Below are 24539 nucleotides of genomic sequence, written 5' to 3'. Positions count from 1 at the left end.
AGATTGCCGATAGGATATCGCGATGCCGCCGCTCCGCAATGCTCCACACTCGGTGCGACTCCAGCACAGCTCCAAGGCGGACCAGGTCGCCGACACGCTGCGCCGGATGGTGCTGTCCCGCGAGCTGGAACCGGGCCGGCGGGTCACCCAGGCGGAACTGGCCGACATGCTCGGCGTCAGCACCATGCCGGTGCGGGAGGCGCTGCTGCGCCTGGTGGCCGAGGGATTCGTCGACGCGCTCACCAGCCGGTCGTTCACCGTGGCGGACTCGACGCGAGAACGCATCCAGGACATCTACTGGACGCACGGGATGCTCATCAGTGAGATGACGGCCCGCGCCTGGGACCAGCGCGACGAGTCGCTGCTGACCACCCTCAAGGTGCTGCACAGCGACTTCCTGGTCGGCCTCCGCCGCCACAGCGGTGAGCAGATGCTGGAGGCGAACCTCGCCGTCTACAGCGCACTCGAGACCGCGGCCCGGTCCCCTGGCCTCGCGTTCATGCTGAGGACGACGCTGCGGTACTTCCCGGACTTCTCCGCGTCCGTCCCGGGCTACACCGATATCGGCACCAACTGGCACGCCGGGCTGATCGACGAGTTCACCAACGGCACCCGCGAGGGCGCCCGCCAGGTCACCATGGACGCCGTGCGCGCCGCAACCGACTTCGTCATGCGCTCGTTCTGGGGATTCGACGTCGCATCCGGGCCGCCGGGCTGAGGCCCGTCGGCGTTCGCGACCTTCCGGCCGGTGCCGTCGCTCGTGGTCGAGCGACGGCACCGGCCGGTTGGTGGGTAGGTAGGAAGATAGATAGGTCAGCGCGCCAGCTCGGCGGCCAGCGTCGGCGTGGAGACCCCGGGCCGTTCGTGTCCCCGCAGCTCGGCGTAGGTCACCACGACCACGGCGACCATGGCGACGCCGGCCGGGATCGAGAGCACCAGGTTGACCAGCATCGCCATCACGATGCCGGTGGTCAGGTCGATGCCGTTCGACGCAAGGCCGACCACGACCGGAGTCACGACGATGCTCACGATCACCGAGTAGCCGCCGAGGATCACCCACGCCAGGAGCAGCCGCCCGGTGGTGGCCCAGAAGCGTCCCTTGAGCAGGGCGAAGCAGCGCCCGATGCCGCGGCGCTCCACCACGACCACGCCGACCAGCGTCGAACCGAAGACGATCATCAGGTAGATCCCCGGCACGATCAGCAGTACGAAGCCGGCGGCGGCGATCAGGTTGGCGAGCAGCCCCCACCCGAGCAGCGGCAGGACGCGGCGGGCCGACAGTCGCAGCGCGGCGCTGATGGACGTCCGCTCACCGGCCGCGTCACCGACCACCACATACCACGACGCCGCCTGGGCGAACACCGCGATGACCATGAACGCCAGCCAGGCGATCACCGTGACCGGAGAGAACAGTGATGCGAACGCACCGACGATCGCCGGGCTCAACTGGCTCGGGTCGCCGGTCTGGTCGAGCGCGCCCGCCTCTCCGAGTGCGGACACCGAGCCCGCCAGGTTGCTGATCACGTTCTGCACCGTCACCAGCTCGATCACACCGGCGGCCAGCAGCACCACCCCCTGCAGCAGCAGCACCCGGCCGAAGCTGCGGCGCACCACGCCGAACACCCGCTTGAACCAGCCGCCGAGGTCGACCGGCACCAACGGGTCCTCCACCGGGGGCCGCTGACCCTGGCCATGACCGGGATACGGCGCGAACCCCGGCTGCGAATACCCCGGCTGCGAATACCCCGGCTGCGGATGTCCCGGCTGTGGATACCCCTGCTGTGGAGGACCCGGTTGTGAATAACCCTGTTGGGAATACACCTGCTGGGAATAGCCCCGCTGCGGATACGCCTGCCGCGGACTCCCCTCGGGCGGGTAGCCCTGTGACCCCGGCCCGTACGAACCCGGTGGCAGTTGCGGCGCTGGTCCGAAGGGCGGCGAAGTCGACATGGCTGGAGGTTCCTTCCGGTGGGTGGCCTGGCCACAACACTGGGCGAAACGCAGCCGATGATCGATCGGCCAGACCCGACAACCCGCCGGGCCGAACCCCACTTCACGGTGGGGGCAAACCCCACCCGCCGCGGCTGTCGAGGCGGTCAGCTCCCGCCGGAGGCGAGCTGCGAGTCGCTCGGCACCTGGTCGGGCGCCGGCACCCCGTCGGACTGTGCGCCGCTCTGCACCGCGTTGACATCGTTGTCCAGGCCCTCGATGTCCCCGTTGGTCGCCTTACCGCTCTTGATCTTGCTGATCGAGCTGCTGATCGCCGCGCTCGCCTTGTCGAACGGGGCGGCCAGGTGACACAGCGTCGGCGACGACTCCGCGTCGGCCTTGGCCAGCTTGAGCTCGTGCACCGTGAACAGCCCGGCCAGACCGGCCTTGGCCAGCGCGCCGAACCCGTGCAGGTTGCCCGCCTTGAACGGTGCGTAGATCCAGTGGTGGAAGGCGCCGAAGGCCAGCCCGGCGTGCAGCACGAACTTCGTCTTGTCGAAGCTCACCGAGCCGACCTGCTGGCACGCCGCGCCCGCCACCGCCGACGCACTCGGGGAGCTGGAGGCCGCCGCCGAGTTCGACGAGGACGGACCGCACCCCGTCACCGCGACAAGGGCTATCAGCACGACCCCGAGAAGCAGTGCCCAGCTACGCCGTCCGAGCCCGGTTGCCACCATCCGCACACCCTCCAGAAACCCTCGAATCCGCGACGAGCCCGATCAAGGTAGCCGGGACAGTGGCGGCAGATCTGGACCGGCGCCCCGGGTTGCTGATGGGACGCTGATACCCGCGCTGCCGCCGCGCTGTTTCAGTGCCCCGTGCTCACCACAGGGTGCCCTCGAGAAGCCTGGTGAACTGCTCCACCACCGCTTCGAGCTGGTCGTGGGTGCCGACGAAACCGGCGTAGAGGCCCATCCCCCACATCACCGCGATCAGCATCTCGGTCACCGACGCGACATCGGTGTCGGCCCGGATCTCGCCGTCCTCGATCGCCGCCCGCAGCGCCTGCTCGACGAACCCGCGCACATCGTCCAGCTGGCTCTGCGCCTGGTCCCGCAGCTCCGGGTGGCGGAACGCGTCGAGCAGCGAGGAGGCGATGAACCGTGCGTAGGACCGGTCCCGCGAGTCGACCTGGGTCGCCGCCTCCAGGAAGGCGGCCAACCGGGTGGACAGCGAGTCCGCGTCCACCGCCTTCTTCACCCCGGATGCGACCACGCCGTCCCGGGTGGACTCGAAGAGCGCGCCGTAGAGGTCTTCCTTGCTGACGAAGTAGTAGTTGATCGCCGGCCGGGTCAGGCCGGCGCGCTCCGCGATCTCGGTGAGGCTGGTCCGTTCGTACCCGGCCTCGCTGAACAGCTCCCGGGCGGCCTGCAGGATCCGCTCCTGGGTGCTCGCTCCGTCCGACCCCCTCGGCCTGCCCCGACGCCGCCGGCCGGCCGCCCCTGCCTCCGTCACCCGCTCACCGCTCCCTGGCTTGACAAACAGGGCTGTACGTAAGAAATTACCTGCGCGTTAATTAAGCACGCCGCCCACTGGCCGTCAAGCCGCCCCCAGGACCTCGCACGGCGCCTGTAATCATACAGCATTTGGTTTATGCCGTCCCGAGCCGGCGAGGAGACAGATGACGACGCCCACCCAACCGGTGCCGGACTTCCTGGACAACGCCGCGTGCGATCCCGAGGTGACCTGGACGACCGGCAACGTCGCCGAGGCCTTCCCCGGCGTGTTCACCACCCTCGGCTTCAGCTACGTCCACCGGCCGATGGAGTTCGCGTTCCGGCGGACCTTCCAACGTCTCGGCGTGTACCCCGCCGGACGGGTGAGCCTGCCGACGCGGATCGAGGACCAGTTCTGGACCGTCTTCTCCGGGCGGGGCGCGGGGAACATCGACCAGTTCCGCCGCATCGCCGGGCTCACCCCGGGGACCTCGGCGACCGCGGTGGAGAAGCAGCTGTTCGGCTACGTCCGCCCGACGACCGTGGACCGGAACTCGTACCGGCGCTACCCGGTGATCGCGGTGAAGGCCCCATGGACGCTGGGCACGCTGCCGAAACGGCACGACGCGATGTTCGCCCAGCTCCGCGCCTGGCGCCTGGCGCGACTGCGCGTGGTGCCGGGACTCGACGAGGACGGCTGCCTCGCGTTGCTGGCCGACGCCAGGGCGCGGTTCGAGTCGATCATGACCGAGCACATGATCGTGGCGTTCGCCAGCTCGGGCCTCGCCGAGCGCCTGACGGCGACGGTCGCCGGCGCCGAGCTGGCGGGGCTGGAGGCGAAGCTGCTCTCCGGGGTCGGGTCGGACGAGAACGAGGTCGCCCACGACCTGTGGGCACTCGCCCACGACGAGCTCGCGCTCGGCGAGTTCCTGGACCGGCACGGGTACCACGGCCCGAACGAGGGCCAGCTCTCCGGCGTCTCGTGGCGGGAGGACCCCGCGCCCGTGCTGGCCCGGCTCGCGGACTACCGGGCGATCCCGGCGGACAGCCCCCGCGCCCCGCGCCGGCGCGGCGCCGAGCAGGAGCGGGTGCGGCGCGCCGCCGCCACCGAGCTCACCGCGCGCATCTCGCCGCTGCGCCGGCGACCGGTCGGCGTACTGACCAACCTGACAGCCCGGTTCCTCGCGCTGCGCGAGCAGGGCAAGGCCGGCTACCTGCTCACCTTCGACGTGGCCAGGGCGGCCGCCCGCCGCCTCGGCGAGCACCTGGTGGCCCGCGGCGTCATCGCCGAGCCGAACGACGTCTTCCACCTGCACTACGACGACCTGCGCGGCCACCCGACCGGCGACCAGCGTGAGGTGGTGGCCGAGCGTCGCGCGCGCTACCAGGAGCGGCAGCAGCTGCGGCTGCCGAAGGCGTGGGCGGGGGTTCCCGAGGTCAGCGAGGCCGCCGGCGACGCCACCCGGGACGCGGTGGCCGGGCTGGTGGTCACCGGCGTCGCGGCCAGTGGCGGCGTGGCGGAGGGCCGGGCCCGGGTGGTCCGCGACCCGGCCAACACCGAGCTGGACGACGGCGACATCCTGGTCTGCGAGACCACCGACCCCGGCTGGGTGTCCCTGTTCCTGGTCGCCGGCGGCGTGGTCACCGACTTCGGCGGCCTGCTCAGCCACGGCCCGATCGTGGCCAGGGAGCTCGGCATCCCGTGTGTCTGTGGCACCGAGGACGGCAGCAACCGCATCCGCGACGGGCAGCGGATCCGGGTGGACGGCGACCGTGGGACCGTCGAGGTCCTGAGCTGACACCCGGCCCTCGCTAACCCAGCGCAACCCACCGTCACCCCAGCTGACCTGCCAGAAGTCTTGACAGCCAATTAATTGATGATACCGTAAAAACACTGTTTGGTTAGGTGCCGCCGCGATCCACGATGCTCGAGGAGGTTCTCGATGCCGCCACACATCCTGCCGAGTCCGCCGCCCTTCGGGGCGCCGATCTGGGCGATCTGGGTGTTCTTCTTCTTCGCCGGGGCGGCCGCCGTCCTGGCCGCGCTGCCCTGGGCGGTCTATGCCGGCGTCAAGAAGGGGAACTGGATCCCGCTGATCGTCATCGGCAGCGGCTTCCTGTGCTCCCTGTCGGAGCCGATGCTGGACCTGCTGGGTCACCTGCGGTGGGCCAACAATCTGCCGACCGCGTTCACCAACTTCGGCATCGACGTCCCGTGGCTGATCCCGCCGTGCTATGCCGCGTTCCTCGGACTCGAGTCGTACTTCTGCTACTACATGCTCAAGAAGGGCATCACGGTCAACCAGTGCGTCATGGTGTGGGCCGTCGGCGGTCTCACCGACGCCATCATGGAGACCGTCGGGCTCAACCTGAACATCTACGAGTACTACGGCCTGCAGCCGTACACGCTGTTCAAGTTCCCCTACTGGTGGGGCTTCATCAACGGGGCGTCGTTCTTCACGATCGGCTTCATGCTCTGGTTCCTGGTTCCCCGGCTGCAGGGCATCAAGAAGCTGTGGCTGCTGGGCATCTCACCGATGGGCATGATGATGGCCTACTTCACCACCGGGTGGGTGCACATCCTGGCGCAGAACGCCAACCTGCCGGTGTGGACCAGGTGGGTCGCCACCACGATCACGATGGCGCTCTGTTACGGCCTGGTGCGTTTCCTGGGCTCCTTCGCGGCCGTCCCGGAGGCGACGCACAACTGGAACTTCGGCCGCATGTTCATCTACCGGGTCCTCACCACCAGCGCCCGCCAGCGGATGGACAACAGGATCGCCGTCCGGCCGACGTCGGACGACCTCGCCTCGACATCGGCCTGAGACATGGGCGAGCAGATGCGTGCAGCGGATGTGGTGGTGGTCGGTGCCGGCCACAACGGGCTGGTGGCGGCCGCCTACCTGGCCAAGGCCGGGCTCGACGTGCTCGTGGTCGAGGCCTACCGGACGCCCGGCGGGATGACCTCGACGAACCCGATGGAACCGGAGGCACCGGAGTACCTGATCAACGAGGCCTCGTTGCAGGCCTCGCTGTTCCGCACCACGACGATCGACAAGGACCTCAAGCTCGGCTCGAGGTACGGCCTGAAGCAACGGGTGATCGACCCCGCGCACGTGCAGCTGAACTACGACGGCTCGTCACTGGCGCTCTGGCGTGACCCCCGGCGCACCGCCGGGGAGCTCAAGCACTTCTCCCCGCACGACGCCGACGCACTGCTGGATCTGTACCGGGTGATCGACGCGGCCGTCGCCGTCGGGTTGCCGCTGATGCAGACCCACCCGACCCGGCCGGCGCTGTCGGCGGTGTTCAAGACGGCGAAGGCCGCGCTGAAGGGCCGGCGCGAGCTGTCCGCGATCGCTCACTGGGCCACCTCCTCGCATGCCGAGGCGCTGGACGAGTACTTCGAGAGCGATGTCATCAAGGCCGCGCTGATGATCGGGCTGCCGTTCATGCCGTTCAACGCCGACCTCGGCGGCTGGGCGCTGATCTACCTCGGGGTGCTCTCCAAGTACGGCGTGGCGATGTTCGAGGGTGGCACCGGGTCGTTCCCGAAGGCGCTGATCCAGTGCCTGGAGGAGCACGGCGGCCGGGTGCGGACCAGCTCCCCCGTCGAGCAGCTGATCGTGGAGAACGGCCGGGTCACCGGGGTCCGGGTCAAGGGCGGCGAGGAGATCTACGCCCGCCGGGGGGTGCTGACCGCGTTCAGCCCCGCGTCGGTGCTGACGTACCTGCTGCCCAAGGGGGTGCTGTCGGACAAGCTGCAGAACCGGGTCGACCACATCCCGACCAAGGGCCGCGGCATCAGCGACTACAAGCTCAACCTCGCGCTCAGTGGCAAGATCACCATGCCGCTGCACGAGAAGTGGCGCGGTGACGGGCTGGACCTGCGGCTGCCGTGCAACTCCTACCACGACTACCAGCAGACCCTGGACGCCGCGCGGGCGTGCGCCCGGGGCGACGTGCCCGAGCACGTGCCGGGCCTGGCCATCGCGCCGACCTCCTTCGACGAGTCGATGGCGCCCCCGGGGTGCGACATGTTCTGGTTCTGGACCGGCCTCACCCCGGCCGACCCCCGGATCGGCTGGGACAAGGCCCGCGACGAGATCACCGAGACCGTCATCCGGGACAGCGCGCACTACTACAACGGCATCGACAAGTTCGAGGTGGCCCGCCGCCCGCTGGCTCAGCCGGACATCGCCGAGCGCTTCTCCGCCATCGACGGCAACGTCTACCACGTCGACCCGATCATCACCCGGTTCGGCCCACGCCGGCCGGCACCGGGGCTCGCCGGCTACCGGACCCCGGTGCCCGGACTGTTCCTGAGCGGCTCCGGCACCCACCCCATCGCCGGGATCAACGGCCTGCCCGGCAAGAACGCGGCGGACACGATGATCAAGTTCTTCCGGCGGCAGGACAAGCAGGGCAAGGCCAGGAGCGCGCTGCACGAGGCCCGGGCGCGGGCCGGCCTGGGCCGCGGCTGACCAGGTGCTCCGGCCGGCTCACCGCCGGCCGGGGCCCCTCAGCTCAGCGTCTTGCGCAGGTCGGCGATGAACTCGGTGTAGATGGCGGTGAACGTCGCCCGCAGCTGCTCGACCAGCGCGGTCTCACAGTCGTACTCGCCATACCACTCGATGAAGGTCGAGCCCGTCTCGGTGATCGGCAGCAGGTGCACGGTCCCCCGGTAGAACGCGACCGGGAACGGGCTGACCTCGCCATCGAACTCGTAGGAGTACTGGTGGCCGGGCTCGTCGTAGTGCACCAGGCGCTCGCGGACCCGGAGCTCGCCGGTCAGCGTCAGGCGGCGCACCGAGCCGACCGCACCTCGGCCCTCGCCGCCCTCCGGCTCGGACTTCTCGATGCGCCCGATCCAGGTGGACATGCCGTGGAAGTCGCCCAGTACCGACCACACGGCTGCCAGGTCGGCGTCCACAGTCGAACTGACGTAAGCCAGGCTCACGGTCGCTCCCCCACTCGTCGCTCTCGGCCGCCGCGTTCAGCTTGCCCCGTCAGCTTGCCGCGTTTCAGATTGCCACGGTCAGCCCGCTGTCGCCGCCGCCTCCCGGCGGACCGGCAGGTGATCGTCGAAGCCGCTGAGCACCCGCTCGCCGGGGGTGAACCTGGCCGGCATCGCGATGTAGCCGTTGACCAGCGGGATCGTCGGGTAGCTGACCACGGCGCCGGAGTCGATCACGTAGTCCGGCATCCGGCGCAGCACCTCCCCGAGCAGCACCGTCATCTCGGCGGGCGCCAGGAACGCACCGAGGCAGCGGTGGATGCCGTAGCCGAACGCGAGGTGCTTGCTGTTGTTGTCCCGGTCGAGGCGGATCTCGTCCGGCTCCGGGAACATCTCGGCATCGTTGTTCGCCGAGCCGAGCGCGAGCAGGACGCGGTCCCCGGGTTGCAGCTGCCGGCCGCCGAGCTCGACCGGTTCCAGCACGGTGCGCGCGACGCCGGTGCCCGGGGTGAAGTACCGCAGCATCTCGTCCACCGCGGTGGGGATCTTCGACGGGTCCCGCGCCAGCTCGGCGCGCCGGTCCGGGTTGTCGCCGAGGTAGCCGAACATGGCGGCGATGAGCGCCGTCGAGGTGTCGATACCGCCGTTGAGCAGCATGAACAGCAGCTCGGTGACCATCTCGTCGTCCATCCGCGCCCCGTTGACCTCGACGGTCAACAGCCGGCTCACGATGTCGTCATCATCCTCGGACACGGTGGCCCGTCGCCGCTCGACGACACCACGCAGGTCCCGCAGCACCACCCCGACCGCACGGGCCGAGCCCTTCTCCCGGTAGGCCGCCTTGTGCAGCGCGGTGGCGTACTCCTCCCACCTGTCCAGCGGCAGCCCGAAGTAGTCCAGCGAGACCAGCGCGGGCAACGGGTTCGACAGGTCGTCGACGAAGTCGAGCTGACCTGACTCGATCACCCGGTCGACCGCCCAGGTGACGATCTCGGCCAGCCGGGGCTGGTAGTCCTTGATCGCCTTGCCGGTGAACCGGGCCGCGAGCACCCGCCGGTAGGCCTGCGAGTCGGGCGGGTCCATCTCCATGAAGCCCATCCGCACCGGGTTGACCGGCACGGTGACCCCGCCGGTGCGGTGGTCGTCGAACTCCAGGTCTCGCCCGCAGGCGAAGGTCGCCGGATCCTGCAGCACCCGCTTCACGTCGGCGTACCGGGTGACCACGAAGAACCCGTCATGCCGCTCGCTGTGCGCGACCGGGCACCGCTGCCTCAGGTCGGCGTAGGTCTGCCGCCAGTGCTGCGCGAAATACTCGGTGTGATGGTCGAAATCTTCCACGACTACTCCCGGATCGAGCGGCTCGAGCGGCGGGTCTGGCCGCGGCGGACCATCCGTCCCGACGATATCTAACGGTGTTTGGTATGACAAGCGGAGCGGCCCGTGATGGCGCGATCGCCCAGGTGACCGCTCAGCTGATCTCCCCGAGCACCCGGCTGCGCTCCACCCAGCCCCAGCCGACCTCGCCGTCCCACTCGTAGCGGGTGGGCGCCTCGACGATCACCTTGGTGCCCGGGTGGCCGTGGTCGGTGCCGACGGCCAGGTCGTTGGGCTCGCTCATCATGAACGCGGTGGAGTGCACGACCTCGCCGGTGATCTCGATGGCGCCCGGCGCGTCGGCGTGCACGGTGAACCGGTGCGGCGAGCCGTCCGGGCTGGTCAGCGTGGGCAGCTCGGTGGGTACCGCAGGGATCAGCTTCTCGCCGTCGTAGATGAAGCCCTGGTTCAGCGACGCGGTGTCGGACGGGTCCCAGATGCGCAGTACGCAGAAGACCCGACCGGACGGGAACTCCCCGTGCGCCCAGAACGTCCGGCGGAGGTGGCCGAAGTCGCGGGGACCGGTCGTGTGGTCCCGGAACCCGGTGCAGTCGATGGCGTGGCGCTGCGAGCCGGCGGTCACGGTGCCCCGGTAGCGCCCGGCCTGCTCGTGGTGCGCGTGCCCCCAGTCCTGGTTCCCCATCGCCGCGCCGAGGTCCCACACCGGCGACAGCGCGGCGAACTCGAGGTCGAACCGCAGCAGGTCGAGCTCCGTGTCCGGCACCAGCTGGCTGGCCACCGCCGCGCGGCTGGTGCGCCGGCCCGCACCCTCGAAGCCGAGGTGCCAGTTCACGAACGGCTCGCGGCAGGTCAGCAGCATCGAGCCGTTGCCGGCCTGCTCCGGGGTGGGCGGGCGGCCGACCGTCTTGGCGATCAGCAGCTCCTCGCCCGGCAGGAAGGCGACCGCGGTGCCGCGCCACAGCTCCTGGTCGAACGGGGTGCGGCCGAGGTGCGCCATGAAGCCCACCTGGGCGGCCGGGTCGTAGCCGACCCACGCGTAGTTCTCGCTCCAGAGCGGGGTGTCCGGCCGGGTCGGGTGGGGCAGTTCGTCGGCCGGGTTCGTGGGGCTCAGGCTGTCGACGGACGGGCTCGCGGTCATGTCGTCCTTCCGGTGTCGGGCAGGTGCACCACGCCGGTCGAGCCGTCCACCTGCACGGTGTCGCCGGTACGGATCACGCGGGTCCCGTTGCGGGTACCGATCACACAAGGCACGCCGAGCTCCCTGGCGACGATCGCGCCGTGGCTCAACGGGCCGCCCACGTCGATGACCAGGCCGGCGGCCAGGCTCATCAACGACGCCCAGCTGGGGTCGGTGGTGTGGCAGACCAGGATCTCGCCGGGTTCGAGGTCGACCTCGTCGGGATCGTCCACGACCCGGGCGGTCCCGGTGGCCGAGCCCGGGCTGGCCGCCACCCCGGACAGCGAGGCACCGGGGCCCGCGGTACCGGTGCCTGCGGTGCTGACGTCCGCGGTGCGGGGTTCCGGGGTGCCCAGCCAGGCGTCCGGCAGCTCGAGCAGCGCGTACTCCGCGTGCTGCTTGCGGCGCAGCGCCACCAGCTGGCCCACGTCGGCCGGCAGCGGGCCGACCAGCTCCGGGATGGTCAGGAAGAAGACGTCCGCCGGGTCGGCCAGCGCCCCCGTCCGGTGCAGCTCTGCGCCGAGGCACCGCGCGGCCAGGCGGCCGGCATCCAGCGCCCGCAGCAGGCCACCCCGCCCCACCTCCCGCAGCGGCATGAACCGGCGCACCAGGCGCAACAGCAAACCGGCCTTGGCGCGCGTGACCGGCCGTAGCCCTGCAAGGAACTCCGCACGGGCCGCCGCCGCGCGGTCGGCGCTGAGGGCGACGGCGACGCGCGGCGCCGTCTCGTCGGGCCTGTCGCGGTACTGCTCGACCGCGGCGCGGGCCTGGTCCGGGTCCTCCCGCCACGACCGGGTGGACAGCTCCCCCGCGTTGCGCCCGTGGCAGCCGTGCCGGCGCACCACCTCGGCCAGGCTCAGCCGACCGCGGGAGACCGCCCAGAGGTCGTCCAGCACAGCGGACTCGGCAAGATCATCCAGGCCACCCACCAGCTCCAACTCGGCACCGGGCCGCCCCGCCCCGGCCGCCAACCTGGTGAGCTGGTCGAACAGGCCCTGGGTGAACATGGTGCCCACGCCGTGCCAGTGCAGCACCGCGCGGTAGCGGTCGGCGGCCGCCGGCAGCAGCTCGCGGGCCAGCTCCGGGGTGACCGGCGCGGACACCACCTCGCGCCACCAGGCGTCAGCCTCGTCGTGCCCGGCCCGGATCCGCCCGGGTGCCCGCCAGGCCGCCACCGGCATCCGGGCCGCGACCACCGGGTAGCGCCGCCGGGACCGGATCGGCGCGATGTCGGAGCGCTTCGTGCCGAAGAACTGCTCCTCGAGCGCATCGCCGGAGCCACCTGGCGTCAGATCGGCCATCCGCCGGAACACGTTCATATTGGCGGCCGGATGGCCGAAGAAGATGCCGATGAAGCGACCGTCCGGATCGGCCGGCACGGTCGCCCCAGTGACCTCCGACCGGGGCAGCGTGCCGATCTCGGCGAACGTGCCACGCAGCGCCAGCTCGGTGGCGTCGGAGTAGAAACTCCAGGTCAGCGGGGTCGTCGCGCCCGGAATCGCCTCGGTCGCGTTGACCGTCGTCCAGAACGTCCGCGCGCCGCCGACCTGGTTCAGCGGATCCTGCGACATCAGTCCCTCCGGTGCTGGATCAGCTCGGTCCGGCGGCACTATCCTAGCAGCGTATGGTTTGTCGGCGAAGGAGCAGCACGATGTCGGGAACCGAGAGCTCGATCGTTGCCGGGCGCCGGGTCGCCGTCGTCGGTGCGGGCGCGGCCGGCATCTCGGCCGCGTTCTGGCTGCGCCGGGCCGGCGCGCACGTGCGGGTACTGGAGGCCGGCGAGCAGGTCGGTGGGCGCTGCCGGACGGTCGAGCGGGACGGGTTCCGGTTCGACATCAGCGCGGGCGCGCTGCCGTCGACCTACGCCGACCTGCTTCGGCTGCTCGACGCGCTCGGTGTCCGGCACGAGATCGAGCTGCGCGGCGCGGTGATCGGCGCGCTGCGCGACGGCGCGGTGCACCGGATCGCCCGGCGCAACCCGTTGTCGTTCCTGTCCGCCCGGCACATCCCGGCGAAGGACAAGGCGTCGCTGTGGCGCCTTGGCCTCGACCTCGGCCGGATGTTCCGCTCGATCAACTACCACGACCTCGGCACCGCCGCCCGGTTCGACGTCGAGACCATGCACGACTACTGCACCCGGCACTACCCCGACTCGGTCCGCGACAACCTGCTCGAGCCGATCACCCGCGCGCTGCTGCTTGTCGAGCCGGAGCAGAGCTCGGTGGTCGACCTGTTCGCGGCGTGCCGCAGCCTGTTGCTCGCCGGGCACATCCTGACCCACTCGGAGGGCGTCGGGTTCTTCCTGCAGCGCGCTGCCCAGCACCTGGACGTGTCACTCGGCGCGGTGGTGGACCGGGTCGACGAGACCGAGGACGGCGTCGAGGTGCACTGGAGCGACGCGCGCGGTACCCAGCTCGAGCGGTTCGACGCCGCCGTCCTGGCCCTGCCGGCCGAGCCGACTCTAACGATCCACCCGGAGCTGGACCCGGTGCGGCGCAAGTACCTGGAGAACCTCCGGTACTCCACCTCGGTGGTCGTCTCGCTCGGGGTGGCGCCGGCGCCCGCCGAGACCGCGTCGATGGTGCTGATCCCCCGCGACATCGAGCCCGACCTCGCCGTGGTCGGCCTCGGGCACAACCTCGGGGCACACCGGGCACCGGCCGGCGCCGGGGTGCTCACCGCCTACTGGATGAGCAGCTGGAGCGAACGTCACCTCGGCGACACCGACGAGGAGATCGTCGCCGTCACCAGGGCGACCATCAACCGGCTGCTGCCCGGCTGGGCCGACGACGTGCGGGCGTCCGTGGTGTCCCGCTGGCGGCCCGCGCTGGTGGCCAGCGAGGTCGGCACCTACGCCGGTCTGGTCGACTTCCACGCCCACACCGACCCGGCCGCCCGGATCCAGCTGGCCGGGGACTACCACGCGCAGACCAGCGTGAACGCCAGCGTGGCCGCCGGCGCACAGGCCGCCGAACGACTGATCAACACGCTGCACCTGCACTGAGCGGGCCGCCCGGGCACGCGGGCGCGCGGCTGCGTGCGGCCGACCGGCCTGTTGTTACCGAGCTGCACACCAGGCAGGTCTTCGGCGCTTGCAACCTGCCTCCTGTGCAGCTCGGTAACAACAGGTGGCCCGCACCGCGCGCCCGGCGCGCTGGCGGGCGCGCGAGCTAGAACGGGCGGCCGCTCTCCAGCCACGGGCGGGCAAGCGCGTACCAGACACCGTTCAGGGTGGCGGCGGCGAAGTAGGCCGTAACCAGCACGGCGGAGCCGAGCGCAACCGCGGTGGCCGGGCGGGCGGCGCGGGTGCCGGCCGGTGTGTCCGGGGTACCGGCGGCCGCCACCACGTCGAGCACGTCCCGGGAGCGCAGCGCCGCCCAGAACGCGAAGCAGAAGATCAGCGGGCTGAACCACAGGTTGGACCAGGGCATCCCGAGCAGCAGGAAACGCGGGGCCTGGTGGTAGGCGTACACCCCCATCACCGAGGTGTTGAAGCCCTCGAACGCCAGCACCCCCACCGCGGCGCCGACGGCCAGCAGGGCGAAGAAGCCGGCCCGGCCGAAGCGGTCGAACAGCGCGGCGGAGTGCTCGAGCAGCAGGATCAGCGGGATCCCGAAGAAGAACGTGTAGAAGAACACCATGGCGAGCGGGGCCGGCACGCCCTCGATCCGCCACAGTGGCACCAGCCGTGGGTCCGAGGTCAGGTTGAAGTACCAGCGCGTGTCGAAGATCCACTCGAAGACGCCGCCACCCACCGCCGACCCCAGGTACAGCCCGGCGTAGAGCGGATTGCGGCGCCGGACGACGTAGCCGAGACCGGCGATCACCAACAGCGCCGACAGCGCCTCGTAGCCCCGAACGAGCCCGGTGGATACCACGGACCGACCCCTCCCCTGACGTTCGGCGACCGTACACCGCGGCTCGAACAACGTTAGGTTTGTGTCCGCAAATCAAACTCCATATGGTTATGTGGACGGCCCGAGGAGACGAGGCAGCCAGGTGATCCCGCGGCACGACGCACGACACATCACCGGGTCGGCACCCCCGGTCGGCGGCGGGATGTCTGGGATGTCTGAGTGAGGCTCACCGGATCGGTCGGCCTGGTCACCGGCGGGGCCTCCGGCCTCGGCAGGGCCAAAGCGGAGCGACTGGTCGACGACGGCGCGCAGGTGGTGATCTGCGACCTGCCCGGGTCCGACGGAGCGGCCGTCGCGGAGAAGCTCGGGGCGGTGTTCGCGCCGACCGACGTCACCTCGGAGGCCGACGTCCGCACGGCGGTGGCCGCCGCGACCGAGCTCGGCCCGCTGCGCGTGGTCGTGAACTGCGCGGGCGTCCCGGACGCGACGAAGGTGCTCGACCGCTCCGGCGCGGCATCGGCGCTGGACAGGTTCAGCCGCACGCTCTCGGTCAACCTGATCGGCACGTTCAACGTCATCCGGCTGGCCGCCGAGGCGATGATCGGCAACGAGCCGGTGGACGGGGACCGAGGCGTGGTGGTGTGCACGTCGTCCGTCGCGGCCTTCGACGGCCAGATCGGCCAGGCCGCCTACACCGCGTCGAAGGCGGGCATCGCCGGCATGACGCTGCCGATCGCCCGCGAGTTCGCCGCGCACGCGGTCCGGGTGGTCAGTATCGCCCCCGGCATGTTCGAGACCCCGCTGCTGCTCGGGTTGCCCGAGGCCGCGCAGCGCTCACTGGCCCAGCAGGTGCCGCACCCCAGCCGGATGGGCCATCCGGCGGAGTTCGCCGACTGCGTGGCCTTCGTTGTCGGCAACCCGATGATCAACGGTGAGACGATCCGGCTGGACGGGGCGATCCGGATGGCTCCGAAGTAGTCTCGCCCACCCTGTGCTCACAACGAGGGAGAACAGATGACGAACGGCTCCGTGGCGGTCGTGCGCAGGTACCTGGAGGCGCTGCGGCGGCTCGATCCCGAGGCGATGTTCGCCGAGCTCGACGAGGACGTGGTGCTGGAACTGCCGGTCGCACCGGAGGGGATGCCGAAGCGGGTCGAGGGCAAGAAGGCGTTCGCCGAGTTCTTCGGGCCGGTCGCCGCCGGTCTCTGGAAGGAGATCCGGTTCCCGACCCTGGACGTGCGCGCCGAGGCCGACCCCGAGCTGGTTGTCGCCGAGTACACCTCGGAGGGCGTCTTCGCCAACGGCAGGCCCTACGCGAACACCTACGTCAACCTCTGCCGGGTGCGCGGCGGCAAGATCGTCGAGACCAAGGAGTTCTTCGACCCGCTCGCACTGATCGCCGGTCTGGCCCCCTGACCCGGCGGCCCCTTAGTCGAGCAGGGACATCGCCGGCGCACTCACCTCGGTCGGTCGGTACGGCGGCAGCGCGACCACGGTGCGGATCATCACGAGCCCGTAGCCCACGGCCGCCGCGCTGAGCACGATCCAGATCAGGTTGTGGAAGCTGGCGCTGAACAGCTGGGTGGTCACCGCGAACCCGAGCGCCATCACGGTGAACGCGCCGAACTCGAGCGGCGAGAACCCCCGCCGGGTGCCGCGGCGCATCATGATCGGCATGCTGGACGGGCCGCAGAGCAGGATCGTCACCATGAAGCTCACCAGGTAGAGATCGTCGTCGAGCACCCGCTTGACGATGGCCCAGCCGATCACGCCGGCGGCGACGGCGCCGACGCAGTACAGCGTCCACATCCGCTGCGAGAGCGCCGGCGCGAACTCCGCCCTGCCGAACCGGACGATCTGGCTGAAGAAGACGAGCTCGAAGGTGAACGTGACGCAGAGCGCGACCCAGAACAGTTTCGGGAACCAGTGGTCGTAGGTGTTGAACCACTTGCCGTAGTCGAGCAGGTAGTTGCCGTCGTGCGCCAGGAAGATCGCGGTACCCCAGAGCGCCATCGGCGCGCAGCGGTCCCGGAAACCCAGCCGGGCGGCCTCACCGAAGTAGACGAAGTTGCACAGCAGCGTGATGCCGCCGAGCAGCACGACGAGGACCGCGTGGTCCGAGACGTACCGCAGGACCTCCGCCGGCTGGTACATCAGCCACCCACCTCCACCGCGAGCGCGGCGCGCATCGGGACGGCCGGGTCGTACATCGTCGCCTCCCGAGCGGATGGATCCGGGCGCACCGTTCGCACTCAACGAGTGAGTGCATACCCCATAGACTAGTCTCAGTGCACTGGATCACACCAGCACTTGGAGGGGATCGCCGATGGGCAGCGACGCCAGCAGCCGGACCGCCATCAGCACCCGGGTCCTCGGGTGACGGCGAGCCTGAGCTTCGAACCGGGCGCCGCGCTGGTGGCCGGTGGCAGCGGCGGGATCGGGGCCGGCATCGCCCGGCTGTTCGCGTCCGCCGGCGTGCCCGTGGTCCTGACCTACCACCGCAACGAGGCGGGGGCGGCCGCCATCCGCTCGGAGATCGAGGGCGCCGGTGGGCGCTGCGAGGCACAGCGGTGCGATCTCACCCGCGCGGAGGAGGTCGAGGCGCTGGTCACCGACGTGCGCGCCCGCTACGAACGGCTCGGGCAGGTGGTCTACGCGGCCGGTCCGTCGTTCGACTTCAACTTCATCGGCGCCATCCCGGAGCAGGACTGGCACCGGGTGCTGGACTCGGACGTCAACGGCGCGTTCCACCTGATCCAGAGCGCGGTGCGGGCCTTCCGTGCGCAGGACGGCGGCAACCTGGTGGCGGTGACGACGTCGGCGGTCGAGCGGGTGCCCAGCGGGGACATCCTGTCCGCGGCGCCGAAGGCGGCGATCGAGATGCTGGTCCGGGGGGTGGCCAAGGAGTCCGGCCGGTTCGGCATCCGCGCCAACTGCGTGGGGCCGGGCTGGATCGACGCCGGGCTGGGCCGCGAGGCGCTCCAGGGCAAGCTCGACGAGCGCCAGCGCGACAAGATCCGCAACGAGGTGATCCCGCTGCGGCGCTTCGGCACGGCCGAGGACATCGGCTGGGCGGTGCTGTTCCTGTGCTCGCGGCAGGCCGCGTTCGTGAGCGGGCAGAGTCTCGCCGTCGACGGTGGGGCCCAGGTCTGAGCGCGTGCGCCGCTGCTCAGCCGGGGAAGACGCGGCGGAGCTCGGTCTTGAGCACCTTGCCGGTGGGGTTGCGCGGCAGCTCGTCGACCTGCTCCACCGAGGTCGGGCACTTGAACCGGGCCAGCCGCTCCCGGCAGTACTCGATCAGGCCGGGTTCGTCCACCGGGTGCCCGGCCGCCGCGACGACGACCGCCTTGGGTGTCTCGCCCCATTTCGGGTGCGGGACCCCGATCACCGCGACCTCGGCGACGGCCGGGTGTTCCACCAGCACGCGCTCGATCTCGGCCGGGTAGATGTTCTCGCCGCCACTGATGATCATGTCTTTGACCCGGTCGGTCAGGTACAGATACCCCTCGCCGTCCAGCCGGCCCGCGTCGCCGGTGCGGAACCAGCCGTCCGCCCGCAATGCGTCGGCGGTCTGCTCAGGTCTGCCGAAGTAGCCGGACATGACCTGCTCGCCGCGCACCCAGACCTCGCCGCTGTCCCCCATCGGTACCGGGTCGCCGGTCGCCGGATCGACCACGATGAGCGCGACGCCGGGCATCGGGCGCCCGACGGAGAGCAGCCGGTGCTCGTTGGCGGTGTCGCGGTGCGCCTCCTTGGGCAGCGCGGTGAGGATGCCGCTCGTCTCGGTCATGCCGTAGAGCCCGAGGAAGTCCGCCTTCAGGGTCGCCAGGCAGGCCCGCAGCACCGGCGCGGGGATCGGCGAGGAGCCGTAGGACACGCACCGCAGGGCGGAGAAGTCCCGGTTGCCGAGGTCCGGCAGGGCGAGCAGCAACGCCAGCACCGCGGGCACCAGGAAGGTGTGCGTGACACCGGCGGTCTCCAGCTCGTCGGCGACCGCGGCCGGCACCACGTCCCGGTCGATCACCACGGCGCCACCGGCGTTCAGCGCGATCAGCGCCCAGTTCGTTCCGCCGACGTGGTAGAGCGGCATCGCCACCTGGGCCGTGCTGGTCTCGTCGACGCCGAAGTAGCCGGCTCCGTTCACCGAGTGCGCGAGCACGCCGCGGTGGGTGAGCATCGCGCCCTTCGGGCGGCCGGTGGTGCCGGACGTGTAGAGCTGCAGGAAACAGTCGTCCGGCTCGGCGGGATGCCGCCGCGCAAGCGGTTGCGCCCCGGCCAGCCAGGCCTCGTACTCGTCGTCCACGCCGCCGACGACGATCACCCGCTCCAGGTGTCCGAGCTGGTCCCGAATGCCCGCCACGAGCGGGGCGAACTCCGCCCCGACGAGCAGGACCCGGGCCTTCGCGTCGTTGAGCAGGTAGGCGATCTCCTCGGCGGCCAGCCGGAAGTTGGGCAGTGCGCTCACCGTGCCGGCCAACGCGCACGCCATGGTCGTCTCCAGGGATGCCGGGTGGTTCTTGTCCAGGAAGGCGACCCGGTCCCCTGGTCGCAGGCCGGCAGCCACCTGGGCGCCGGCGTTACGGCGGACCCGGTCGACCCACTGCGCCCAGGTCCACGACCGGTCCCCGAAACGGACCACCTCACGGTCGGGCGCGCGCTCGAGCCAGCGGTCGAGGAGGTCGGCGATGTTGCGCGGGCCGTGCTGGTTGCGCTGGCCGTGCTGGTCGTGCTGGCCCATCGAGGTCTCCACTCGGTCGGACTTGTACCCGTCCCCGGGCCCAGCCACGGCGTCAGAGCTCGGCCAGCACCGGCAACTCGCCCGAGTCGACGATCTGACCGCCCAGCTCGCGGGCCAGCTGGGCGCGCGAGCCGAGCACCGCGGCCAGCACCCGACCGCGGCGGGCGTAGCGGTGGAACGGGTGCTCCCAGGTGAAGCCGATCCCGCCGAGCACCTGCTGGCAGTGCAGGTTGGCGGTCTCGACTGCGGTCGCGCCGAGCAGCGCGGCCAACAGCGAGGACGTCGCGGCGGGCTGCGCCCAGGCTTCCTCGGCGGCCAGCTCAGCGACGGTCAGCGCCACGTGCACCTCGGCCAGCTTGTGCTTCACCGCCTGGAACGAGCCGATCGGCCGGCCGAACTGGGTGCGCGAGCCCGCGTGCCCGAGCGCCAGCCGAAGCTGCTCGGCGACCACCCCGCACATCTCCTCGGCCAGCAGTCGCCGACCCAGCGCGACCGATCGCCGCCAGGCCCACTCCGCCTCCGCGCCGATGAGCACGGGTGTCCCGGCGCGGACGGTCGCGTCCACCCGGCACAGGCCCAGCGCGGGGTCCAGGCCCTCGACCGGGGTCCGGCGCAACGTCCCGGTCGCCAGCTCCACCAGGGAAAGGCCGTCGCCGTCCCGGACCGGGAGCACCGCGGCACGGCCGACATCCAGCGCCGCGGACTGGGCCAGCGCGCGGACGGTGCCGTCCGGCCCGGCGACCGCCCAGCCGCCGTCGGAGAACGCGCTGTCGGAGAACGCCGCGGGCCCGGGCAGCAACACCGGCACCACCCCGCTGATCGAACCAGCGCCGACCGACCCAGCGCTGACCGACTCAGCGCTGATCGACCCGGTCGGGCCCGCGACGCTCGCGCCCATCAGCAGGGTCAGCACGGGCGAGGTCCGGGCGAGCCGCCCCTGTTGCCCGAACAGTGCCCTGGCGGCCGCCCTGGGCTGTTCGTCCCACAGCTCGAACCAGCCCTGCTCCTCCAGCGAGGACACCAGCTCCGGGCCTTCGGCGCCGGCCAGCACCTTGGCCATGCTCTCCTGGAACAGCTTGAGGTCCTCGGCGCCCGGTGCCGATTCGGGGGCCTGATCGGGCACCGACTCGGCAGCTCGCTCGCGGACGGTCATCAACGCTCCCTGGGCAGCGACAGGATCCGCTCGGCCAGGATGTTGCGCTGCACCTCGGCGGTCCCCCCGTAGATCGAGGACGCCCGCGAGTACGCGTGCTCGTGGCGCCATTGGCGGGCGCCCGGCTCGTCGTCGAACAGCGTGTGGTCGGGCAGCAGATCGAAGACGGCGTCGAACACCGCCTTCTCCCCGGTGCTCAGCAGGATCTTGTCCACCGAGGACCGGGGCCCGATGACCTGCCCGGCCACCACAGCGCGGAAGGTGTCCCTGGACCGCAACTTCAGCGCGTAGAGCGAGGCGTAGACCTCCCCGATCCGGCCCGCCGAGGACTGCTCCAGCCGGTGCTCGGCCACCAGCGCCCGCAGCCGTTGGTGCAGCCAGGTCTGGCGTTGCCAGGCCAGCACACCACGTTCGTTCTCCAGCACCGCCATGGTCACCGCGACACCGGCGCCGACCGCCCCGACGGTCCGTGACTTCGGCACCAGCACGTCGTCGAAGAACAGCTCGGAGAACTCCTCGTCGCCGCTCATGGCGCGCAGCGGGCGCACCGTGATGCCCGGCGAGTCCATGTCCACGAACAACGCGGTGACGCCCCGGAAGCCCTCAGCCTGCTCCCCGGTGCGCACCAGCAGGACGCAGCGCTGCGCGAACTGTGCCCAGCTGGTCCAGATCTTCTGCCCGTTGACCCGCCAGTGCTCGCCCTCGTCGACCGCCCGGGTACGCAGCGAACCGAGGTCACTGCCCGCTTCCGGCTCGGAGAACCCCTGGCACCACAGCTCGTCCCCGCTCAGGAACCGCGGGAACATCTCGGCCGCCAGCTCCGGCGCCGCGAACCGGGTGACCGAGGGCGCCAGCACCTCGATCATGCCGAGCGCGAACGGGAACGTGTAACCGTGCCTGGTCAGCCCCTCGGCGAGCGCACCCCGGACGACCACAGAACCACCGAGGCCGCCGATCTGCTCGGGCCAACCGCGGCGCAGCCAGCCGGCGTCGTAGAGCTGGCGCTGCAGCCGCCGCTGCACGGCGAACTGTGCGTCCAGTTCCGGGGGCAGCGAACGCAGCGGCTCGAGGTCCTCGCGGTGTTCGTCGAGCCACCGACCGAACCCCCGTTGGAACTCTTCGAGCTCGGCGCGGTCGTTCGCCGACATCGCCGTCACCTGAGCACCACCTGGTTACCTCCGCGGTCGACGATGGCCGTCCAGGCACGATATTAGAAGTAAGTACTATCTTTCAAGTGGTGCCGTCGGCCAGGCTCTTCGATGGTCGCCGCCGAAGGATCATCGCTAGCTCTACTATCGAGCACCCGAGTTCCTCCCGAGAGATCGAGGGCGTCATGAGCGCGACCGGATCGGCCGCCGGCGGACCGACCTACCAGACCCTCACCGTGCACCGCGACAGCGAGGGCAACGCCGCCGTCGCGGAGATCCAGCTGAGCCGCCCGGAGCTGCTGAACCGCTTCGACGATGCCCTGCACCACGAGCTCATCGCCGCGATCGAGGAGGCGACCCGGGACGACGGGGTGCTGGCCGTCGTACTGTCCTCCACCGGGAAGTACTTCTCGGCCGGTGGCGACACCGAGATCATGCTCGCGGCGGCCAAGGACATCCAGGTCCGGATGGCCATGCTCGACAACGGCCGACGGCTGTTCCGCGCGCTGGCGGACTTCCCCAAACCGCTGGTCGTCGCGCTCGCCGGCGACACCTTCGGCCTCGGCGCCACCGTGGTGCTGCTCAGCGACGCGGTGGTCACCGCGCCGGACGTGAAGATCGCCGACACGCACGTGCGGATGGGCCTGGTCGCCGGCGACGGTGGCGCGGTGGCCTGGCCGGTGAACATGCCGCTGGCCAGGGCGAAGCGCCACCTGCTCACCGGCGACCCGCTCACCGGCGCCGAGGCCCACCAGTTCGGCCTGGTGAGTGACCTGGTGGCGGACCGCTCGGAGGTCCGCCCCGCCGCGCTCGCGCTCGCCGCCCGGCTCGCCGACCTGCCGCCGCTCGCTGTCCAGCTGACCAAGCGGGCGCTGAACAAGTACCTGTCCTGCCACACCGACGACGTCCTGGACCTGGGCTTCTACCTCGAGGCGATCACCATGGGCAGCGCGGACATGCTGGAGGCGATAGCCGCGTTCCAGGAGAAGCGCCCCGGCAGGTGGACCGGCCGCTGACCCGCTGGCCGGGCTCGCACTAAGTAGTAGTTGGTCACTATCCTATTCCGTGGATACTCTAGCGGTAGATACTTGGGGAAGCGACAGTTACTCGGCTCCGGCAGGCAGGTCTCGGTGATGACGAACCAGATACCGATCGTCGACTACCTCGTGCTCGGCAACCCGCCACACCTGCGCGCGCACGGCTGCGACGCCTGTGACGCGCTCTACCTGGACCGGCGCAACGCATGCGCGCGCTGCTCCGGCCGGGACTTCAGCTCGAGGAAACTCTCGAACTCCGGGCGGGTCCGCGCGTTCACCGTGGTGCACCGGGCGGCACCGTCGATCCCGACGCCGTACACCTCGGTGGTGGTGGACCTGGACGGCGGCGGCGCGGTGAAGGCGAACCTGCTCGACACCACCGAGCCGGCCGAGATCACCCCTGACCTGCGGGTCGAGCTGACCACGTTCGTCGTGGGCACCGACGACGACGGCACCGAGGCGGTCGGCTTCGGCTACTGCCGGCAGAGAGGACGATCATGAGCAGCGCGGACGTGTGGGTCATCGGGGCGGCCATGACGCCGTTCGGCAGGTTCGCCGACAAGGACGTGCTCGACCTGGCCACCGAGGCGGCGCTGGACGCACTCGGCGACGCCGGCACGACCATCCGGGACATGGACGCCCTCGCGGTGGGCAACATGTACCAGGCCGACGCACACAACGCGCAGCGGCTGCAGAAGCAGATCGGCCAGACCGGGATCCCGGCCTACAACGTGGTGAACGCGTGCGCCACCGGGGCCACCGCGGTGCGGGTCGCCTGGCTGTCGATCCGGGCCGGCGAGGCCGACTACGGGCTGGCCGTTGGCGTGGAGAAGATGGGCAAGATGGGCCTGCTCGGCGGGGCCGCCAAGAAGCGCGCCGACCGCAAGGTCTTCACCCCCAGCGGGCGCTACGGCTCGGTCGCCAAGCCGGAGGGGCTGCTCGGCACCGGCCTGATGCCGGGTGTGTTCGCGCAGGCCGGCACCGAGTACGCGCTGCGCCACGGGGTCAGCGCCGAACAGTTCGCCGAGGTCGCGCGAAAGAGCCACGCGCACTCGGTGCTCAACCCGCTGGCCCAGTACCGCAAGGAGTTCTCCCTGGCGGAGATCACCGGCGCGGAGATGATCTCCTACCCGAACACGCTGCCGATGTGCTGCCCGACCGGCGACGGCGCGGCCGCCGTCGTGCTGGTGTCGGACGCGAAGCTGCGGACCCTCGACCCGGACGTCCGGCGGCGCGCGGTCAAGATCTCCGCCTCGGTGCTCACCTCCGACCCGTGGACCGAGTCCGCGCAGGTCCAGCCGGACGTGAACACCCTGACCCGGGCCGCGGCCGACCAGGCGTACGAGAAGGCCGGCATCGGTCCGGACGACCTCGACCTGGTCGAGCTGCACGACTGTTTCGCCACCGCCGAGCTGCTGCACTACGACAACCTGCGACTCTGCGAACCGGGCGGCGCGGGCGACTTCATCTCCTCCGGCGGCCCCTGGCGCGACGGCAAGACACCGGTCAACGTGTCCGGCGGCCTGCTGTCCAAGGGCCACCCGATCGGCGCGACCGGGGTGGCCAACCTCTACGAGGTGGTGACCCACCTGCGCGGCGAGGCGGGCGACCGGCAGATCGAGGGCGCCCGGGTGGGCCTGACCCACGTCATCGGCCTGGCCTCCGCCTGCGCGGTGCACATTCTGGAGCGCGCGGCGTAGCCCGGGCGACGA

At 70.9% G+C, this 24539-nt stretch carries 23 protein-coding genes; 11 read left to right on the top strand and 12 right to left on the bottom strand.

Annotated elements, in window-relative coordinates:
- Window positions 1-22: 22 nt before the first annotated feature.
- Complete coding sequence (locus tag ACTXG6_RS24695) at window positions 23-718, top strand: GntR family transcriptional regulator (protein WP_445181742.1); 696 nt, start codon at window positions 23-25, stop codon at window positions 716-718.
- Window positions 719-813: 95 nt separating this feature from the next.
- Here ACTXG6_RS24695 and ACTXG6_RS24690 read toward each other — a convergent pair whose 3' ends face one another.
- From ACTXG6_RS24690 to ACTXG6_RS24680, 3 genes are all read right to left on the bottom strand, one after another.
- Window positions 814-1671: a hypothetical protein gene (locus ACTXG6_RS24690; RefSeq protein ID WP_445181741.1), complete on the bottom strand. Its 858-nt coding sequence runs from the start codon at window positions 1669-1671 to the stop codon at window positions 814-816.
- 425 nt (window positions 1672-2096) lie between these two features.
- The gene (locus ACTXG6_RS24685) at window positions 2097-2666 is read right to left on the bottom strand and encodes a hypothetical protein (protein WP_445181740.1); all 570 of its coding nucleotides are present in this window, start codon (window positions 2664-2666) and stop codon (window positions 2097-2099) included.
- A gap of 145 nt (window positions 2667-2811) precedes the next feature.
- Entirely contained in the window at window positions 2812-3444 is a 633-nt protein-coding gene (locus ACTXG6_RS24680; protein ID WP_445181739.1) for a TetR/AcrR family transcriptional regulator, read from the bottom strand.
- A gap of 166 nt (window positions 3445-3610) precedes the next feature.
- On the opposite strand from ACTXG6_RS24680, the gene ACTXG6_RS24675 reads away from it, so the two are divergent.
- The 3 genes from ACTXG6_RS24675 (at window position 3611) to ACTXG6_RS24665 (ending at window position 7909) form a co-directional block, all read left to right on the top strand.
- A complete protein-coding gene (locus ACTXG6_RS24675) occupies window positions 3611-5224 on the top strand; it encodes a PEP-utilizing enzyme (protein WP_445181738.1) in 1614 nt (537 codons plus the stop codon).
- A 144-nt stretch (window positions 5225-5368) separates the two neighbouring features.
- A complete protein-coding gene (locus tag ACTXG6_RS24670; protein ID WP_445181737.1) occupies window positions 5369-6250 on the top strand; it encodes a hypothetical protein in 882 nt (293 codons plus the stop codon).
- A 15-nt stretch (window positions 6251-6265) separates the two neighbouring features.
- Entirely contained in the window at window positions 6266-7909 is a 1644-nt protein-coding gene (locus tag ACTXG6_RS24665; protein WP_445181736.1) for a phytoene desaturase family protein, read from the top strand.
- Window positions 7910-7947: 38 nt separating this feature from the next.
- On the opposite strand, the gene ACTXG6_RS24660 is transcribed toward ACTXG6_RS24665, so the two are convergent.
- From ACTXG6_RS24660 to ACTXG6_RS24645, 4 genes are all read right to left on the bottom strand, one after another.
- Window positions 7948-8385 (bottom strand): SRPBCC family protein, encoded by a 438-nt coding sequence (locus ACTXG6_RS24660; RefSeq protein WP_445181735.1) that lies wholly within the window; start codon window positions 8383-8385, stop codon window positions 7948-7950.
- Between the two features lie 78 nt (window positions 8386-8463).
- Complete coding sequence (locus ACTXG6_RS24655) at window positions 8464-9720, bottom strand: cytochrome P450 (RefSeq protein WP_445181734.1); 1257 nt, start codon at window positions 9718-9720, stop codon at window positions 8464-8466.
- 130 nt (window positions 9721-9850) lie between these two features.
- A complete protein-coding gene (locus ACTXG6_RS24650; protein ID WP_445181733.1) occupies window positions 9851-10855 on the bottom strand; it encodes a DUF7064 domain-containing protein in 1005 nt (334 codons plus the stop codon).
- Window positions 10852-12465, bottom strand: coding sequence for a PEP-utilizing enzyme (locus ACTXG6_RS24645; protein ID WP_445181732.1), 1614 nt, complete (start codon window positions 12463-12465; stop codon window positions 10852-10854). Before ACTXG6_RS24645 ends, ACTXG6_RS24650 begins: the two co-directional genes overlap by 4 nt.
- A gap of 80 nt (window positions 12466-12545) precedes the next feature.
- On the opposite strand from ACTXG6_RS24645, the gene ACTXG6_RS24640 reads away from it, so the two are divergent.
- Entirely contained in the window at window positions 12546-13898 is a 1353-nt protein-coding gene (locus ACTXG6_RS24640; protein WP_445181731.1) for a protoporphyrinogen/coproporphyrinogen oxidase, read from the top strand.
- A 166-nt stretch (window positions 13899-14064) separates the two neighbouring features.
- Here the strand turns inward: ACTXG6_RS24640 and ACTXG6_RS24635 are convergent, their stop codons facing one another.
- Window positions 14065-14772 carry a hypothetical protein gene (locus ACTXG6_RS24635; protein WP_445181730.1) on the bottom strand — a complete coding sequence of 236 codons (708 nt, stop codon included), beginning with the start codon at window positions 14770-14772 and terminating at the stop codon, window positions 14065-14067.
- A 198-nt stretch (window positions 14773-14970) separates the two neighbouring features.
- Between ACTXG6_RS24635 and ACTXG6_RS24630 the strand changes: the two genes are divergently transcribed.
- Complete coding sequence (locus ACTXG6_RS24630; protein WP_445181729.1) at window positions 14971-15729, top strand: SDR family NAD(P)-dependent oxidoreductase; 759 nt, start codon at window positions 14971-14973, stop codon at window positions 15727-15729.
- Between the two features lie 36 nt (window positions 15730-15765).
- Window positions 15766-16167 (top strand): nuclear transport factor 2 family protein, encoded by a 402-nt coding sequence (locus ACTXG6_RS24625; RefSeq protein ID WP_445181728.1) that lies wholly within the window; start codon window positions 15766-15768, stop codon window positions 16165-16167.
- A 12-nt stretch (window positions 16168-16179) separates the two neighbouring features.
- Here ACTXG6_RS24625 and ACTXG6_RS24620 read toward each other — a convergent pair whose 3' ends face one another.
- Entirely contained in the window at window positions 16180-16905 is a 726-nt protein-coding gene (locus ACTXG6_RS24620) for a hypothetical protein (protein WP_445181727.1), read from the bottom strand.
- Window positions 16906-17127: 222 nt separating this feature from the next.
- Between ACTXG6_RS24620 and ACTXG6_RS24615 the strand changes: the two genes are divergently transcribed.
- On the top strand, window positions 17128-17904 hold the full coding sequence (locus tag ACTXG6_RS24615) for an SDR family NAD(P)-dependent oxidoreductase (RefSeq protein ID WP_445181726.1): 777 nt from the start codon (window positions 17128-17130) through the stop codon (window positions 17902-17904).
- Between the two features lie 16 nt (window positions 17905-17920).
- Here the strand turns inward: ACTXG6_RS24615 and ACTXG6_RS24610 are convergent, their stop codons facing one another.
- Genes ACTXG6_RS24610 through ACTXG6_RS24600 form a run of 3 tightly spaced genes read right to left on the bottom strand, consistent with a single transcriptional unit; the run spans window position 17921 to window position 21790 of the window.
- Window positions 17921-19537: a long-chain-fatty-acid--CoA ligase gene (locus ACTXG6_RS24610; protein WP_445181725.1), complete on the bottom strand. Its 1617-nt coding sequence runs from the start codon at window positions 19535-19537 to the stop codon at window positions 17921-17923.
- A gap of 4 nt (window positions 19538-19541) precedes the next feature.
- Window positions 19542-20642, bottom strand: coding sequence for an acyl-CoA dehydrogenase family protein (locus ACTXG6_RS24605; RefSeq protein ID WP_445181724.1), 1101 nt, complete (start codon window positions 20640-20642; stop codon window positions 19542-19544).
- Window positions 20642-21790, bottom strand: a complete 1149-nt coding sequence (locus tag ACTXG6_RS24600; protein WP_445181723.1) for an acyl-CoA dehydrogenase family protein — start codon at window positions 21788-21790, stop codon at window positions 20642-20644. The genes ACTXG6_RS24605 and ACTXG6_RS24600 overlap by 1 nt, the downstream gene beginning before the upstream one ends.
- 185 nt (window positions 21791-21975) lie before the next feature.
- On the opposite strand from ACTXG6_RS24600, the gene ACTXG6_RS24595 reads away from it, so the two are divergent.
- The 3 genes from ACTXG6_RS24595 to ACTXG6_RS24585 all read left to right on the top strand — a co-directional run bounded on the left by ACTXG6_RS24595 (window position 21976) and on the right by ACTXG6_RS24585 (window position 24527).
- Entirely contained in the window at window positions 21976-22806 is an 831-nt protein-coding gene (locus ACTXG6_RS24595) for an enoyl-CoA hydratase/isomerase family protein (RefSeq protein WP_445181722.1), read from the top strand.
- 117 nt (window positions 22807-22923) lie between these two features.
- Window positions 22924-23328 (top strand): Zn-ribbon domain-containing OB-fold protein, encoded by a 405-nt coding sequence (locus ACTXG6_RS24590; RefSeq protein ID WP_445181721.1) that lies wholly within the window; start codon window positions 22924-22926, stop codon window positions 23326-23328.
- Entirely contained in the window at window positions 23325-24527 is a 1203-nt protein-coding gene (locus ACTXG6_RS24585; protein ID WP_445181720.1) for a thiolase family protein, read from the top strand. The genes ACTXG6_RS24590 and ACTXG6_RS24585 overlap by 4 nt, the downstream gene beginning before the upstream one ends.
- The last annotated feature ends 12 nt before the right edge of the window (window positions 24528-24539 follow it).

It is taken from the genome of Pseudonocardia sp. Cha107L01 (assembly GCF_052566575.1).
Note: the sequence above shows the minus strand (reverse complement) of the source record. Positions and strands in the feature narration are given on the sequence as shown.

Coding starts and splice junctions, on each gene's coding strand:
- ACTXG6_RS24585 (WP_445181720.1), top strand. CDS start 23,325: ATGAGCAGCGCGGACGTGTGGGTCATCGGGGCGGCCATGACGCCGTTC.
- ACTXG6_RS24665 (WP_445181736.1), top strand. CDS start 6,266: ATGCGTGCAGCGGATGTGGTGGTGGTCGGTGCCGGCCACAACGGGCTG.
- ACTXG6_RS24605 (WP_445181724.1), bottom strand. CDS start 20,642: ATGACCGTCCGCGAGCGAGCTGCCGAGTCGGTGCCCGATCAGGCCCCC.
- ACTXG6_RS24650 (WP_445181733.1), bottom strand. CDS start 10,855: ATGACCGCGAGCCCGTCCGTCGACAGCCTGAGCCCCACGAACCCGGCC.
- ACTXG6_RS24670 (WP_445181737.1), top strand. CDS start 5,369: ATGCCGCCACACATCCTGCCGAGTCCGCCGCCCTTCGGGGCGCCGATC.
- ACTXG6_RS24620 (WP_445181727.1), bottom strand. CDS start 16,905: ATGTACCAGCCGGCGGAGGTCCTGCGGTACGTCTCGGACCACGCGGTC.
- ACTXG6_RS24640 (WP_445181731.1), top strand. CDS start 12,546: ATGTCGGGAACCGAGAGCTCGATCGTTGCCGGGCGCCGGGTCGCCGTC.
- ACTXG6_RS24675 (WP_445181738.1), top strand. CDS start 3,611: ATGACGACGCCCACCCAACCGGTGCCGGACTTCCTGGACAACGCCGCG.
- ACTXG6_RS24590 (WP_445181721.1), top strand. CDS start 22,924: ATGACGAACCAGATACCGATCGTCGACTACCTCGTGCTCGGCAACCCG.
- ACTXG6_RS24625 (WP_445181728.1), top strand. CDS start 15,766: ATGACGAACGGCTCCGTGGCGGTCGTGCGCAGGTACCTGGAGGCGCTG.
- ACTXG6_RS24600 (WP_445181723.1), bottom strand. CDS start 21,790: ATGTCGGCGAACGACCGCGCCGAGCTCGAAGAGTTCCAACGGGGGTTC.
- ACTXG6_RS24695 (WP_445181742.1), top strand. CDS start 23: ATGCCGCCGCTCCGCAATGCTCCACACTCGGTGCGACTCCAGCACAGC.
- ACTXG6_RS24595 (WP_445181722.1), top strand. CDS start 21,976: ATGAGCGCGACCGGATCGGCCGCCGGCGGACCGACCTACCAGACCCTC.
- ACTXG6_RS24685 (WP_445181740.1), bottom strand. CDS start 2,666: ATGGTGGCAACCGGGCTCGGACGGCGTAGCTGGGCACTGCTTCTCGGG.
- ACTXG6_RS24645 (WP_445181732.1), bottom strand. CDS start 12,465: ATGTCGCAGGATCCGCTGAACCAGGTCGGCGGCGCGCGGACGTTCTGG.